Annotated in this window: 14 protein-coding genes; 12 read left to right on the plus strand and 2 right to left on the minus strand. The window is 46.7% G+C overall.

Annotated elements, in window-relative coordinates; genetic code table 11:
* Window positions 1-13 precede the first annotated feature (13 nt).
* On the minus strand, window positions 14-310 hold the full coding sequence (locus DXE35_RS11120) for an RNA methyltransferase PUA domain-containing protein (protein ID WP_331851916.1): 297 nt from the start codon (window positions 308-310) through the stop codon (window positions 14-16).
* Window positions 311-354: 44 nt separating this feature from the next.
* Between DXE35_RS11120 and tkt the strand changes: the two genes are divergently transcribed.
* Together tkt and gap are read left to right on the plus strand one after the other, a co-directional pair.
* Window positions 355-2,358 carry a transketolase gene (gene tkt / locus DXE35_RS00980; protein WP_114689241.1) on the plus strand — a complete coding sequence of 668 codons (2,004 nt, stop codon included), beginning with the start codon at window positions 355-357 and terminating at the stop codon, window positions 2,356-2,358.
* A 56-nt stretch (window positions 2,359-2,414) separates the two neighbouring features.
* Window positions 2,415-3,443: a type I glyceraldehyde-3-phosphate dehydrogenase gene (gap, locus tag DXE35_RS00985; protein ID WP_114689242.1), complete on the plus strand. Its 1,029-nt coding sequence runs from the start codon at window positions 2,415-2,417 to the stop codon at window positions 3,441-3,443.
* A gap of 147 nt (window positions 3,444-3,590) precedes the next feature.
* Here the strand turns inward: gap and fur are convergent, their stop codons facing one another.
* Complete coding sequence (gene fur / locus DXE35_RS00990) at window positions 3,591-4,043, minus strand: ferric iron uptake transcriptional regulator (protein WP_114690330.1); 453 nt, start codon at window positions 4,041-4,043, stop codon at window positions 3,591-3,593.
* A 139-nt stretch (window positions 4,044-4,182) separates the two neighbouring features.
* Between fur and DXE35_RS00995 the strand changes: the two genes are divergently transcribed.
* The 10 genes from DXE35_RS00995 (at window position 4,183) to hemL (ending at window position 14,894) form a co-directional block, all read left to right on the plus strand.
* Window positions 4,183-4,818: an outer membrane protein assembly factor BamE gene (locus DXE35_RS00995; protein ID WP_231969906.1), complete on the plus strand. Its 636-nt coding sequence runs from the start codon at window positions 4,183-4,185 to the stop codon at window positions 4,816-4,818.
* A 71-nt stretch (window positions 4,819-4,889) separates the two neighbouring features.
* Entirely contained in the window at window positions 4,890-5,690 is an 801-nt protein-coding gene (dapB, locus tag DXE35_RS01000; RefSeq protein WP_114690332.1) for a 4-hydroxy-tetrahydrodipicolinate reductase, read from the plus strand.
* Between the two features lie 42 nt (window positions 5,691-5,732).
* The gene (gene leuS, locus DXE35_RS01005) at window positions 5,733-8,405 is read left to right on the plus strand and encodes a leucine--tRNA ligase (RefSeq protein ID WP_114689243.1); all 2,673 of its coding nucleotides are present in this window, start codon (window positions 5,733-5,735) and stop codon (window positions 8,403-8,405) included.
* Window positions 8,406-8,418: 13 nt separating this feature from the next.
* Window positions 8,419-8,943 carry an LPS-assembly lipoprotein LptE gene (locus DXE35_RS01010; protein ID WP_114689244.1) on the plus strand — a complete coding sequence of 175 codons (525 nt, stop codon included), beginning with the start codon at window positions 8,419-8,421 and terminating at the stop codon, window positions 8,941-8,943.
* Window positions 8,944-8,958: 15 nt separating this feature from the next.
* A complete protein-coding gene (gene holA, locus DXE35_RS01015) occupies window positions 8,959-10,020 on the plus strand; it encodes a DNA polymerase III subunit delta (protein WP_114689245.1) in 1,062 nt (353 codons plus the stop codon).
* Between the two features lie 55 nt (window positions 10,021-10,075).
* A complete protein-coding gene (locus tag DXE35_RS01020) occupies window positions 10,076-11,353 on the plus strand; it encodes a glutamate-5-semialdehyde dehydrogenase (RefSeq protein WP_114689246.1) in 1,278 nt (425 codons plus the stop codon).
* A gap of 46 nt (window positions 11,354-11,399) precedes the next feature.
* Window positions 11,400-11,828 carry a CopD family protein gene (locus DXE35_RS01025; protein WP_114689247.1) on the plus strand — a complete coding sequence of 143 codons (429 nt, stop codon included), beginning with the start codon at window positions 11,400-11,402 and terminating at the stop codon, window positions 11,826-11,828.
* Window positions 11,829-11,907: 79 nt separating this feature from the next.
* A complete protein-coding gene (locus DXE35_RS01030) occupies window positions 11,908-13,353 on the plus strand; it encodes a THUMP domain-containing class I SAM-dependent RNA methyltransferase (protein ID WP_114689248.1) in 1,446 nt (481 codons plus the stop codon).
* 56 nt (window positions 13,354-13,409) lie between these two features.
* Window positions 13,410-13,580: a rubredoxin gene (locus DXE35_RS01035; protein ID WP_114690333.1), complete on the plus strand. Its 171-nt coding sequence runs from the start codon at window positions 13,410-13,412 to the stop codon at window positions 13,578-13,580.
* Window positions 13,581-13,601: 21 nt separating this feature from the next.
* On the plus strand, window positions 13,602-14,894 hold the full coding sequence (hemL, locus tag DXE35_RS01040; RefSeq protein ID WP_174220949.1) for a glutamate-1-semialdehyde 2,1-aminomutase: 1,293 nt from the start codon (window positions 13,602-13,604) through the stop codon (window positions 14,892-14,894).
* The last annotated feature ends 7 nt before the right edge of the window (window positions 14,895-14,901 follow it).

Here is a 14,901-nt window from a genome sequence, read left to right on the forward strand (position 1 = left end):
CTGCGCGCCGGTCTCAACGGCTTTTTCGACAATCTAATCCATTTTGTCGCCGCCGGCAAGTCCTTGGGCCAGCGTGATGGCGTCGGGGGTCGCGCGGTGGGTGTCTGTGCGGATATCGGATGCTTGAACTTGACCCGTTGTTCCGCTGAAAGAAAGGAGCTCCCCCATTGGCAATCTGGCCTTTTCCATCAAATACCGGGACGAATGCCCCGACTTGAACGCGTCGAACACGTAGGTGGTGGGAAGCCTCGGGTGTGAGGTTGGTTGGCTTTTGGCATTCCAATGGTCCGGGAAGATAAAATTGAGGCATTACTGAAATATAGCCAATTTATTTTCCTCGAGACCACTTTTACGATGTCAAACCTTCAAATTCGCATGGCGAATGCCATTCGCGCCTTATCCATGGATGCGGTACAGCACGCTAATTCAGGACACCCTGGTATGCCAATGGGCATGGCAGATATTGCCGTTGGTTTATGGAATGAGCATTTAAAACATAATCCGACAGATCTGCATTGGATTGATCGCGACCGTTTTGTTTTATCCAATGGTCACGGCTCGATGTTGTTGTATTCACTCTTGCATCTTTCTGGCTACAATTTGCCGATTGAAGAGTTGAAAAATTTCCGCCAACTCCACAGTAAGACTCCAGGCCATCCCGAATATGGAATGACTCCTGGAGTCGAAACAACTGCTGGCCCATTGGGACAGGGAATTTCGAATGCGGTTGGAATGGCGTTGGCTGAAAAATTGCTCGCTGAAGAATTTAATCGCCCAGGCCACAATATCGTTGATCACTACACCTATGTATTTTTAGGTGACGGTTGTTTGATGGAAGGCATTAGTCATGAAGTGTGTTCTTTGGCTGGCACACTTAAGCTCAATAAACTGATTGCCTTGTGGGATGACAACGGCATCTCGATCGATGGCAAAGTGGTTTCTTGGTTTAACGAAGATACGCCTAAGCGTTTTGAGGCCTATGGTTGGAATGTGATTCGCGATATAGATGGTCACGATGCTGAAGCGGTGTCAGCCGCGATTGCGAAGGCTAAAAAGAGCGATAAACCCACCCTGATCTGCTGTAAGACCGCTATCGGCCAAGGCTCGCCCAATATGGCGGGTAACGATAAAGTCCATGGCTCACCATTGGGCGGCGCTGAAATTGCCGCGACTCGTGTTGCCTTGAATTGGCCGTATGCGCCATTTGAAATTCCGAAAGATATTTACGCGGCGTGGGATTTTAAAAAGCGCGGCCAAGCTGCCGAACATGAATGGAATAAAGAATTTCAGAAATACAAAAATAAATATCCAGAGCTTGCTTCGGAATTGCAACGCCGTATGGAAGGTGAGTTATCAAAAGATTTTTCATCTACCTTAAATGCGTATTTGAAGACTTGCCAAGCAAAAGCGGAGACCATTGCGACTCGCAAAGCAAGTCAAAATGCGATTGAAGCATTAGCACCCGCTTTGCCAGAATTCATGGGCGGCTCTGCTGACTTAACTGGATCTAACTTAACCAATTGGTCTTCATGCAAACCGGTGCGTGGTGATCAGTGGGGTAACCATATCAATTACGGTGTGCGCGAATTTGGTATGAGCGCCATCATGAATGGTATTGCTTTGCATGGCGGTTACATTCCATTTGGCGGCACATTCTTAACTTTCTCAGACTACAGCCGCAATGCATTGCGCATGGCTGCGTTGATGAAGTTACGTAGTATTTTTGTCTTTACCCATGACTCCATTGGCCTGGGTGAAGATGGCCCAACCCACCAGTCCGTAGAGCACGTGACTAGTCTGCGTCTGATTCCGAACCTCATGGTTTGGCGTCCTTGCGACACCACAGAGAGCGCCGTGGCCTGGGGCGCGGCGATTGAGCGTAAAAACGGTCCTAGCGCCTTGATCTTTAGTCGCCAGAACTGTCCATTTGTATCTCGCACTCCTGCGCAGATCAAAGATATTGCGCGTGGCGGTTATGTATTGCGCGATCCTAAATCTGGAAAAATTGACGCAGTCATTATCGCTACGGGTTCAGAAATTGCGCTCGCTATACAAACTGCGGAACGTCTTGAAAAAGATAGCGCAGGAAAAATCGGCATTCGAGTGGTATCGATTCCTTCAACTACAGTTTTTGATCAACAAGATGCTGCATATAAAGCAAAAGTATTACCAGCCAATATTCCACGCATTGCAGTAGAGGCAGGGGTGAGTGATTTCTGGTGGAAGTATGGTTGTGCCGCAGTTCATGGCGTGGACACTTTTGGTGAATCTGCGCCGGCACCAGTGTTATATGAATATTTTGGTTTGACTGTGGATCAGATCGCTAAAACAGTGAAGCAATGCATCGCAAAGAAATAGAAAAGACAAGAAGCAAAGTATTTATTTAAGAATTCCATATTAGTAAGGGGAAAGTAATGACAATTCGTGTCGCAATTAATGGTTATGGACGTATCGGCCGCATGGTGTTGCGTGCCCTCTATGAAGATCAGGTAAACGGCAAGCCACGTCGTGATATCAAGATCGTCGCAATTAATGCGATGGGTGATATCGCTATTAATGCTCACCTTACCCAATACGACTCTGCGCATGGCCGTTTCCCAGCGGAAGTGTCTGTGGATGGTGATTACATGGTGGTGAACGGTGATCGCATAAAAATGTTCTGCACACGCAATCCCGCGGAAACTCTATGGGGTGAATTGGGTGTGGATTTGGTTTTGGAATGTACTGGTAAGTTCACTTCAAAAGAAAAGGCCATGATTCACATCGAACAGGGCGCAAAGAAAGTATTGATTTCAGCGCCTGGTGCAAAAGATGTGGATGCGACGATTGTGTATGGCGTCAATCAAAATGTATTGAAGCCAAGTGATGTTGTTGTATCCAATGCAAGTTGCACAACCAATTGTTTGGCTCCATTGGTGAAGCCTCTCTTAGAAAAGATTGGTATTGAATCTGGTTTGATGACCGCGATTCATGCGTTTACTAATGACCAAGTGTTAACTGATGTGTATCACAAGGACATGCGTCGCGCGCGTTCCGCCGTGACTAGCATGATCCCAACCAAGACTGGTGCCGCACAAGCGGTTGGTTTGGTATTGTCATCTTTGGCTGGACGTTTTGATGGTTTTGCGATGCGTGTGCCAGTCATGAACGTTTCCGTAGTGGATTTAACTTTTGCCGCTAGCCGCGCAACGAGCGTGGATGAGGTGAACTCGATTTTGAAGGCCGCCAGCGAAGGCGAGCTCAAAGGTATTTTGGGCTTCAACACATTGCCTTTGGTATCCAGCGACTTTAACCATGATCCTCACCCAAGTATTTACGATGCTTCTCAAACTCGCGTTTCCGCGGATGGCAAGTTGGTGAAGGTTTTAGCTTGGTATGACAATGAATGGGGTTATTCAGTCCAAATGCTTAATGCTGCTGAAGTATTGATGGCAGTTAAGTAATTAACTTTCATTAACTGTAGTTAAAAGCTGTTAAAAATTGAATAAATTGGTAATTTACCCATCCATTTAATTTATTAGCAATAAAAAAGACCTCCAAGTGAGGTCTTTTTTGTATCTCAAGTATTTAAAAATCGTTATTATTTATATCTAAAAGTAGTTATTTTTTTGCTGATTTCTGCAATTTTTCTTTTGGCAATGACCATATATGGCTAAGGCGTGTTCTTGGAGCTTAAAACCCAGGTTTTTAGCGATATCCCGTTGCCGCTTTTCGATTGCCTCATCGACAAATTCCTCGACATGACCACAGTCGATACAGACTAGGTGATCATGGTGCTGCCCCTCATTCAGCTCATAGATGGCCCTGCTGTCACCTTTGCTGGATTCAAAATGGCTGCGTAGGAGCAAGCCTGCACGTTCAAACTGGGTAAGCACCCGATAAACGGTTGCCAAACCAATCTCTTTATCGTCTTTGGCTAAAGCCATAAAAACGTCTTCAGCGCTAAAGTGGGTGCCACCGTTTTGATGAAAAAAATCGAGGATTTTCATCCGTGGTCCGGTCGCCTTTAGGCCAATGTCGCGTAAATCTTCTGGGGTAGGGATTTGGGTCATATTTATGGCATTGGGAGCTAAAATCAATGTATTAATGATACGGCCAGCCATGCAAAATTGCCTTGAACTTTTTATCCGCTTTTTGAACCCAGTATTGAGGGGTGTTTATTCCCCCGCTCGATTAGGAATTATGGCTTTAGCTCTGTTTAGTTTATTGGGTGCTGTTGGCTGCATTTCGGCTGTTGATGAAACTCAACGCGCTTGGATGAACAAGATGTTTAGGCCTTATGTGCCTGATGTTGTGCAAGGGAACTTCATCTCTAGTGAACAGTACTCGAAGTTGAAAGTGGGTATGACACGTGAGCAGGTGCGTCAAATTATGGGTACCCCATTGTTGGCGAGTTACTTCCACGCGAATCGCTGGGATTACATTTTTGAATTTAAGCGTGCTGGTCAGTCCATAGGCAAAGAGCGTCATGTCACTATCTATTTTGATGGCGACAAAGTAGTGAAGTTTGAAGGCGATGCATTGCCAACTGAGGTAGAGATGGTGGCTGAAATTGATAATTACGCCAAAACCAAGCGCTCCTTCTGGGAGGTAATCACCGGAACCAATAAGCTACCAGTCACTCCGCCATTGCAACAACCGGAAGTGTTGGTGCCAAGCAAAACGGATAATTTGCTGGCTGGCGCAGCGATACCTCCAGCCAATACGAGCTGCTCGTTCTGGGACTTTTTTAGTTTTTCAAAAACTGAATCTGGCACTCCGTCTCCTCAGTTAGACCCTGGCGAACTCAACGTTCCACAGGCTGTGGAAGCGAAGTAAGCATTACTTTTGTATTGATGTCGAATAGAGAACATGCGACATCCTTTAAATAAGAAGCGAAGAAACACATGATGAAAATTGCAATTGCCGGCGCAACGGGTCGTATGGGTAAGATGCTTGTTGAGGCTGTTCTCAATACGGCGGATGCTCAATTGGTTGGCGCCCTCGAACACACCACTTGCCCAAAGTTGGGTGAGGATACTGGCGCATTCTTAGGCAAAAAAACAGGCGTTCTCATTTCTGCTGATGTTGCTCAAGTACTGGCGAATGCGGAGTTTTTAATTGACTTCACGAGACCTGAAGGCACGATGGCGCATTTGATTGTTGCTGAAAAGACCGGCGTCAAAATGATTATTGGCACTACGGGCCTGACCACTGATCAAATTGCGAGTTTGAAAAAAGCTGCCGCTAAGTTGGCGATCGTGTTTGCGCCTAATATGAGTGTGGGCGTTAACGCCACTTTCAAACTCTTGGAGATCGCCGCCAAGATGCTCAATCAAGGCTACGACATTGAGATTATCGAATCCCATCACAAGCACAAGGTAGATGCTCCATCCGGCACTGCCCTGAAAATGGGTGAGGTCATCGCAGATGCATTGGGTGAGAAGCTGGATGATGTAGCGGTTTATGCGCGCGAGGGTCACACTGGTGAGCGTAAAGAAGGCTCGATTGGTTTTGCGACGATTCGTGGTGGCGACATCGTGGGCGATCACACCGTGTTATTCGCTGGTGATGGCGAGCGTATTGAAATCAGTCATAAGTCTTCAAGTCGTCAGTCTTATGCGCAAGGATCGTTACGCGCCGCACGCTTCTTGCAAAAGCAAAGCAATGGTTTATTTGATATGCAGGATGTTCTCGGTTTGCGTAAATAAGCAGTCCATCAATTAAACATAGAAGAAAAGAGTTGTTTAAGAATGAGTAAGGATTACGACTACCGCAGTATTGAGGCGGCAGCGCAAGCTGATTGGGAAGCTGCGCAAGTCTATCAAGTGGTTGAGGGCGCGGTGGATGCGCAAGGCAAGCAAAAGCCAAAGTACTACGCGTGCTCTATGTTGCCTTACCCATCCGGCAAGCTCCACATGGGGCATGTGCGCAACTACACCATCAATGATGTGATGGTGCGTCAGCTTCGTATGCAGGGCTATAACGTCTTGATGCCTATGGGTTGGGATGCCTTTGGTATGCCTGCGGAAAATGCGGCGATTCAGAATAAAGTACCGCCAGCGAAATGGACCTACGACAACATTGCTTATATGAAGAAGCAAATGGCTGCGATGGGTTTGGCTATCGATTGGTCACGTGCAGTAGCAACCTGTAATCCTGATTACTATTGTTGGAACCAGTGGCTCTTTTTGAAGATGCTAGAAAAAGGGATTGCCTATCGTAAGACTCAGGTGGTGAACTGGGATCCAATCGATCAAACGGTTTTAGCAAACGAGCAAGTGATAGATGGTCGTGGTTGGCGCTCTGGTGCTTTAGTGGAAAAGCGCGAGATCCCAGGCTACTATTTCAACATCACTGCTTATGCTGAGCGGTTGCTTTCCGGTTTGGATGGTCTGGGTTGGCCTGAGCGTGTGAAGACCATGCAGCAGAACTGGATTGGTAAAAGTCGCGGTGTGCGTTTTGCCTTTAAGCATGACATTGCTGATGATCATGGCAACGTCATTCAAGATGGTCTGCTGTATGTTTTTACAACGCGTGCAGATACCATTATGGGGGTTACTTTCTGTGCTGTAGCCGCTGAGCATCCCTTAGCTGCTAAAGCGGCAGCCAATAATCCAGAACTTGCTGCATTTATTGAGAAATGCAAAACAGGTAGCGCTATTGAAGCTGATTTGGCTACCCAAGAAAAAGAAGGCATGTTTACAGGTCTTTATGTCACACATCCTTTGACGCAGAAGCCTGTTCCAGTTTGGGTTGGTAACTACGTCTTAATGTCTTACGGTGATGGTGCAGTGATGGGTGTGCCTGCGCATGATAAGCGTGATTTTGCTTTCGCGCTCAAGTATGACTTGCCGATTAAGCAGGTGATTGCCCGCAAAGGTGAATCACCTATGTTTAATGCGACACGCTGGGAAGATTGGTATGCTCAAAAAGATGATGCGGTTTGCTTTAATAGCGCGCAGTTTGATGGTCTGTCCCATGACGAGGCAGTCAGTGCTGTTGCTAAAGAATTAGGAAAACTTGGTATTGGTGAGATCAAAACCACCTATCGCTTGCGTGACTGGGGCATCTCTCGTCAGCGCTATTGGGGTACGCCGATACCGATTATTCATTGTGGCGATGAAGGTAATCCAGGTTGTGGCGCAGTGCCCGTGCCCGAGGCCGATCTGCCGGTAGTGTTGCCAGAAGATTGCGTGCCAGATGGCAGTGGTAATCCGCTCAATAAGCGGGCTGATTTTTTGAATGTGAAATGTCCGAAATGCGGTAAACCAGCACGTCGTGAAACCGACACCATGGATACCTTTGTGGATTCTTCTTGGTATTTCATACGCTATACCGGCCCTAATGCGAAAACCATGGTCGATGAGTGTAATGAATACTGGATGCCTATGGATCAATACATTGGCGGTATTGAGCATGCCATCTTACATCTGCTGTATGCGCGATTCTGGACTAAGGTTATGCGTGATCTCAATCTCATTACTTTTGATGAGCCTTTCCAGAATTTGCTGACCCAAGGCATGGTTCTCAATGAGACTTATTACTCCGAAGATGCTTCAGGTAAAAAGACTTGGCTCAATCCTCTCGATGTGGAATTAGATCTAGATGAAAAAGGCCGCCCTCAAGGCGCCCAATTGATTGGAGACGCTTCTAATGCGCCGGTAATCATTTGTGGCGTGGAGAAGATGTCCAAGAGTAAGAACAATGGCGTTGATCCTCAGGCTCTCATTGATCAGTATGGCGCAGATACTGCCCGTTTGTTTGTGATGTTCGCCGCTCCCCCTGAGCAGCAGTTGGAGTGGTCTGGGGCTGGCGTCGATGGCGCTTCCCGTTTCTTGCGCCGAGTATGGATGTACTCCAGCAGTCAAGCGGCCGCCTTACGTGATGCGTCAGATGTATTAGCAAACAACTTAAATGACGCTGAAAAAGAACTGCGCCGTGAAGTCCATACGATTTTGAAGCAAGCCAATTTTGACTATCAACGTCGTCAGTACAACACGGTTGTTTCCGCGGCAATGAAGATGCTCAATATTCTTGAGCCGATTAAGCTCGATCAAAATGCCGCTATTAGCGTACCGGTGTTGCGAGAATGTTTAAGCGTTTTGTTGCGCGTTCTTTATCCAGTAGTTCCGCACATGACCCATGTATTGTGGAAAGAGCTGGGCTATACCAAGACTTTTGGTCTTTTGCTGGATGCCCCTTGGCCTTCTGTGGATGAGGCTGCATTGGTTCAGACTGAATTGACCTTGATGTTGCAAGTGAACGGTAAGTTACGTGGCGATATTAAGGTGTCAGCAGATGCCAATAAGGATCAAATTGAGGCTTTAGCTTTGCAAAGTGAGCCAGCTCAAAAAGCCTTAAATAGTAGCGCACCAAAGAAAGTAATCGTAGTGCCTGGTCGTTTGGTCAATATTGTTGCTTAAATAGAAAAAAGATATGAGCGTAAATTCCCTGCGTCGTGCAATTCTAGGTTTCATGGCTACTGCACCCTTCAGTGGGTTGATCGCTTGTGGCTATCGTTTGCGCGGCATGGTGGATTTACCATTTAAGGTCATCGCGATCACAGGCAATCCATCCCCACCATTGCGAGCCGACCTGCAAACTGCCATTCTGACGGGCACTGATGCAAAGGTGGCTATTAATCCTAAAGGCGCTGACCTGATTTTAGAAATTACCAACGATATTAATGGCCGCGAGATCTTGGCCTACAACTTGAATGGTCAAGTATCCGCATATCGACTCAATATCCGTGTTGGTTTCAGGGCTTACGATTTAGCTGGATCTGAAATAGTTCCTGAGGCAGAGATTTACATGACCAGAGACATGGACTTTACGGTATCGACCGTTTTGGCTACCGATGCACAAATTCAGAAATTCTTAACTTTGAGGCGTAAAGATTTAGCGATACAAATCTTACGTCGTGTTGCCGCCGCAAGGGCGCCGCAATCAAGAGCTTTCTAGAGACGAGTTCAGGGCATGGTTAAAGTGGATTTTTTGCAAGCGCACCTCAAATCCTTGGGCTCTGGGGGTGCAATGTTGCCGCTCTATGTATTTAGTGGCGATGAACCATTGCTCATGATGGAGGCTATGGATCAGCTGCGATCTGCTGCCAAAAAACAAAACTTCACCGAGCGTGAAGTCTTATTGCAAGAGCGCGGATTTGACTGGAGCGCCCTATTAAATGCGGGTCAAACCATGTCTCTGTTTGGCGATAAGCGTTGGGTAGAGTTACGTATACCTACTGGCAAGCCTGGGCGTGATGGCGCAGATGCTTTAAAACAATTCGCCGCTCAAATTGCTTCGCAGGGAGCTAGTTCAGAAGGTTCTGGTACGGTAGTGTGTATCGTTTTACCTCGCCTGGATGGCAAGACAAAGACGTCCGTATGGTTTAGCGCCTTAGATGATGCCGGTATGGCGATTCAGATTGATTCTTTGGATCGCAGCCATTTGCCGCAATGGATAGCAGGACGATTAAAGCGTCAAGAACAAGAAGTGGAAGCAGGGCAAAAAGGTCAGCGTGCATTGGAATTTATCGCCGATCAAGTGGAAGGTAATTTGATTGCTGCTCACCAGGAGATTTTGAAGCTCGGACTGCTTTACCCCACTGGAAAACTCACTGAAGAGCAAATTCGTTCCTCCATTTTGAAAGTGGCGCGTTATAACGTCTTTGAATTAACCGAAGCAATGCTTGCTGGCGATCTGGCGAGGCTCAATCGCATGTTAGATGGCCTAAAAGGCGAGGGTGAGCCGCTGGTATTGATTCTGTGGAGCGTAACTGAAGAGCTTCGGATACTATCTAAATTAAAGGCAGCCAGTGATGCGGGTGAGTCTGTGCAGAACTTGATGCGTGCAAACCGAATTTGGGGCAATAAAGAACGTTTATACCCAGCGGCATTAAGAAGGGTGCAGCCCCTCAAGTTGCGCAGAGCAATGCAGGTTGCTGCCGGTTTAGACCGCCAAGTTAAGGGATTGCATGCGGCAGAGTTGCCTGCGGATCCCTGGGATGGTTTGCGTTTAGTTGGGCATTTATTGCGTTAAGAAGTAAATAAAGCAAATATACAAAAGTGAATTAGAGAGTAACAAGAGAATAAAAATGAGTTCAGCTATACAAGAAATGATGCAAAACATTGGCATTCGAGCACGGGCTGCATCGCGCGCAATGGCGCGTGCATCGAGTGAGCAAAAGAATCAGGCTTTGTTACATATCGCTAAAGTTGTTCGTCAGCAAGCAGATGAGATTCAGAAGATTAATCAGATGGACGTTGAGCGTGCGAAAGCAAATGGACAAGATGCAGTCTTTGTTGATCGCTTAACTATGACCCCTAAAACTATTGAGACCATGGCTTTAGGTTTGGAGCAAATTGTTTCTATGGAAGATCCTATTGGAAAAATTTCAACTTTTCAAAAGCAAGCATCAGGAATTGAATTAGGTCAGATGCGTGTTCCACTGGGCGTGATTGGCATCATTTATGAATCACGTCCTAATGTCACTATTGATGCTGCTGCCTTGTGCTTAAAGTCAGGTAATGCGGTAATTCTGCGTGGCGGTTCTGAAGCCATTGATTCCAATACTTTATTGGCCGAAATTATTCAGGATGGCTTAGCTGCCCCAGGCCTGCCTAAGGATGCAGTGCAGGTGGTGACCACTACGGATCGTAGCGCTGTTGGTGAAATGATCACCATGACTCAATATATCGATGTGATCGTGCCGCGTGGCGGCAAGAGCTTGATTGCCCGTTTAATGGCGGAAGCACGTGTACCAATGATTAAGCATTTAGATGGTATCTGCCACACTTATATTGACGCTGATGCTGATGTGGCGATGGCCGTTAAAGTATGTGAGAACGCCAAGACCCAGCGCTATGCGCCTTGCAATGCAATGGAGACCTTGCTTGTTAATCAAGAGATTGCGCAAAAAGTATTGCCTACACTCTGTAAGATTTATCAAGATAAAGGTGTCGAGCTACGAGTGGATCAACTCACTCGCAAAACACTTGAAGCCAATGGCTTTCAGAAGTTAGTAGATGCTAAAGAAGAAGATTGGCAGACCGAGTACTTAGCGCCAATCTTGTCGATTAAGACCGTGGCCAATATTGATGAGGCGATGAATCATATTGAGCAATACGGGAGTAAGCATACTGATGCCATCATCACCAATAACAAGGCGCAGGCTGACCGATTCTTGCGTGAAGTCGATAGCGCCAGCGTCATGGTCAATGCGAGCACACGCTTCGCGGATGGCTTTGAGTATGGCCTCGGTGCTGAAATCGGTATTTCGAATGACAAGCTGCATACCCGCGGCCCAGTTGGCCTCGATGGCTTGACCTCATTGAAGTACGTGGTCATGGGTCACGGCGAGATTCGGACTTAAATCAATAAAAATAAGCAGAAATAATAAAAATCACTAGATAACTTATATGAGCAATGCCTACCTTTGGGTAAAAACCTTGCACATCGTATTTATTACCTCCTGGTTTGCTGGTTTGTTCTATCTGCCGAGAATTTTTGTCAATTTAGCTGAAGAGACAAATGCGGAAGCGTATGCAAGACTCTTGGGTATGGCAGATCGCCTCTTTCGATTTATGACGATCTTGGCGGTTCCCGCGGTTTTGTTTGGCCTAACGCTCTGGCTTTATTTTGGTATTGGCGCGGGCGATGTTTGGATGTATGCCAAACTATTTTTTGTGATCTTGGTGATTGGTTATCACCATACGTGCCTCAGCTTGCTGAAGAAGTTTCGTGCTGGTATCATCAATAAGCGATCCGCCGTATGGTTTCGTTGGTTTAACGAAGTGCCCGTAATCTTGCTGGTCATTATTGTCGCCCTAGTGCTTTTTAAGCCCTAAGCTCTAAAGTCAGCCGATGAATGCTGCCCAATACCATTCCACTTTCTAATACCCCCCCAATTGCAAGATTGTTAGCCCCATGAGATTTTTTGTCGTTTGTCCAGGTGGATTAGAGGTGCCGCTTGCCCAGGAGCTAGCTGATATCGCTGGACGCCCAGAATGTAAGGCTTTGGGGGTGTGGGTAATAGACCCCACTCCGACTGGTCCTACTGGTGGTGTCGGTCTTGCCGCGCCGCTTTCCGCGGCTATGGCATTGAACTTGCATTCTCGTATTGCAAGTCGGGTGTTATTGCAAATGGCCCAATCACCCTACAGACAAGAAGAGGGTTTATATAAATTAGCTAGTGGTTTCGCGTGGGAAGAGTGGTTTACTTCTAAGCAAACTTTGCGAGTTGATGTCACTGCGCATCGCTCTCCATTAAAAAGGGGTTTAAATTTCGCAACCCTCAAAATTAAAGATGCCATCGTTGATCGCTTGCGTGATGTGACGGGAGATCGTCCAAGTATTGATACGGCCTTTCCGGATGTCAGGGTACAGGCGCATTTAACTGCAACTCAAGTAACTATTTATTTGGATACTTCTGGTGAAGCTTTGTTTAAGCGCGGTTGGCGTGATGAAAAAGGTGATGCGCCACTAAAAGAAAATTTAGCAGCTGGTATTTTGTCATTCACTGCGTGGAAGCCTGGTAAAACCTTATTTGATCCAATGTGCGGTAGCGGCACCTTTTTAATTGAAGCTGCTCAGATGGCTTTATCCATTCCGCCTGGCGCCATTCGTGCAGGTATGTATGGCGATGATGCTAAGCCGAGTCGATTAGCTTATCGTCCTTTGCTTACTTCATCCCATGGGTTTGGATTTCAGCGACTCAAGCCATTTAATGAGGCTGCCGAGCAAAAGCGCTGGGGCGATTTAAAAGAGGCGGCACTGGCACTGATGCTGGAAAAGCGTAAGCAACTTCCGAACGTAGAATCTTTGAAAATTTCTGGCGGTGATATCAATGAGAAGTTGGTATCCATGTTCAAAGGCAATTGGCAAAGAGCGCAATTGCCCGATCAACCGGCAGTTCGTCAGATCGATGCTTTAGCGGCTAAGCCTCCTGGCAACGCGAATGAAGGGGTGATGTTATTAAACCCGCCGTATGGTGAGCGCTTAGTGATTAAGGGTGGTCGTGGTCAGGAGTGCGTCTCCAATCAAGATGCAAACGATAGCTATGCCGATGAACCGGAAAATCGCTTTGAAATGAATCTGGAGACAGGGCGTCAAAGTGCGAAACGTTCCAGTCGTGAATCGCTAAAGAAATTGCAGGCACAGGAAGAGCAAGATCCGAAATTTGTTGAGTTCTTGCGTCAGTTTGGACAACATCTCAAAGATGATTTTGGTGGCTGGAATATATTTGTGCTGACGGCGGATATGGCCCTGCCAGGCCAATTGCGTATTAAAGAGTCTAAGCACACACCCATGTTTAATGGTCCTATTGAATGTCGTTTATTCAAGTTTGAGATGCATGCTAAACGACTCACTTAAGTGGTCATAAAATAAGCTAAGTTGCTTGAAGAAAAAAGAACATGAGAGAGCAGGCAATGGAATTGAAAACGTATATGTGTTTGATTTGTGGCTGGGTCTATGACGAAGCCGCGGGCTTACCAGAGGCAGGCATTGCGCCAGGAACTCTATGGAAAGATGTGCCAATGAACTGGACTTGTCCAGAGTGCGGTGCCCGTAAAGAAGATTTTGAAATGATGGCAATTTAATTAGAAATAACGATGGCACAAGTGGATCAAAACGAAGCGCTGTTTGAGCGCGCACAAAAAACCATCCCTGGTGGTGTGAACTCTCCAGTGAGGGCTTTCCGGCAGATTGGTGGAACACCACGTTTTGTTGCTAAAGCCAAAGGCCCTTATTTTTGGGATGCTAATGATCAGCGCTATATCGATTTAATTATGTCTTGGGGACCTATGATTGTGGGCCATGCAAATCCAGAGGTAGTGGCAGCGGTTCAAAAGGCCGCTGAAACCAGCTTTAGTTATGGCGCACCCACAGAGGGCGAGATTGAATTAGCAGAGCGCATTTGCGCCTTAATGCCTAGTGTTGAACAGGTGCGCATGGTCTCTAGTGGAACTGAGGCGACGATGAGTGCTTTGCGCTTGGCTCGTGGCTATACCGGTCGTGATTTGATTATCAAGTTTGAGGGTTGCTATCACGGACATGCTGCAAGCCTACTAGTGAAAGCTGGGTCAGGATTGCTCACTTTTGCGGATTCTACGCAAAATGCGCCATCTTCTGGTGGGGTGCCGCAGGATTTAGTGAAACATACTGTGGTGCTGCCGTACAACGATGTTGCAGCCATTGAAGAGGTATTCAAAAAGCAGGGTGATCAAATTGCCGCAGTCATCATTGAGCCGATTGCTGGCAATATGAATTTGATTAAACCTTCAAAAGAATTTGTATCCGCTATTCGTAATCTGACCAGCAAGCATGGCGCTGTATTGATTTACGACGAAGTGATGACTGGCTTTCGAGTTGCTTTAGGCGGTGCACAGTCTTTGCAAGGTATTACTCCAGATCTAACCTGTTTAGGTAAAGTGATGGGCGGCGGCATGCCGATGGCAGCCTTTGGTGGCAAAAAAGAAATTATGTCCAAGCTTGCTCCGCTAGGTAATGTGTATCAGGCCGGCACCCTCTCGGGCAATCCGGTGGCTGTAGCCGCGGGCTTAAAGACTTTAGAGATTATTGCCAGAGAAGGTTTCTACGAGTGCTTAACTGGCCAGACTGAAAAACTCATGGCTGGTTTAAAAGCAGCTGCCGATAAAAATAAGATTTCTTTTGCGGTAGACAGTGTTGGCGGCATATTTGGGTTTTACTTTGCCGATTATGTACCCAACTCGTATGAGGCAGTGACAAAAACTAATATTGATGCCTTTAAGAAGTTCTTCCACCTGATGCTGGATGAGGGTGTCTATTTGGCGCCATCAGCCTACGAAGCGGGCTTTACCTCTATTGCGCATGACAACGCGGTATTAGATGAAATTATTTCCGCTGCCGAAAATTCATTTAAAAAGCTTTAGGCTTTAA

The sequence above is a fragment of the Polynucleobacter necessarius genome (assembly GCF_900095215.1).
Lineage (GTDB): Bacteria > Pseudomonadota > Gammaproteobacteria > Burkholderiales > Burkholderiaceae > Polynucleobacter > Polynucleobacter necessarius_H.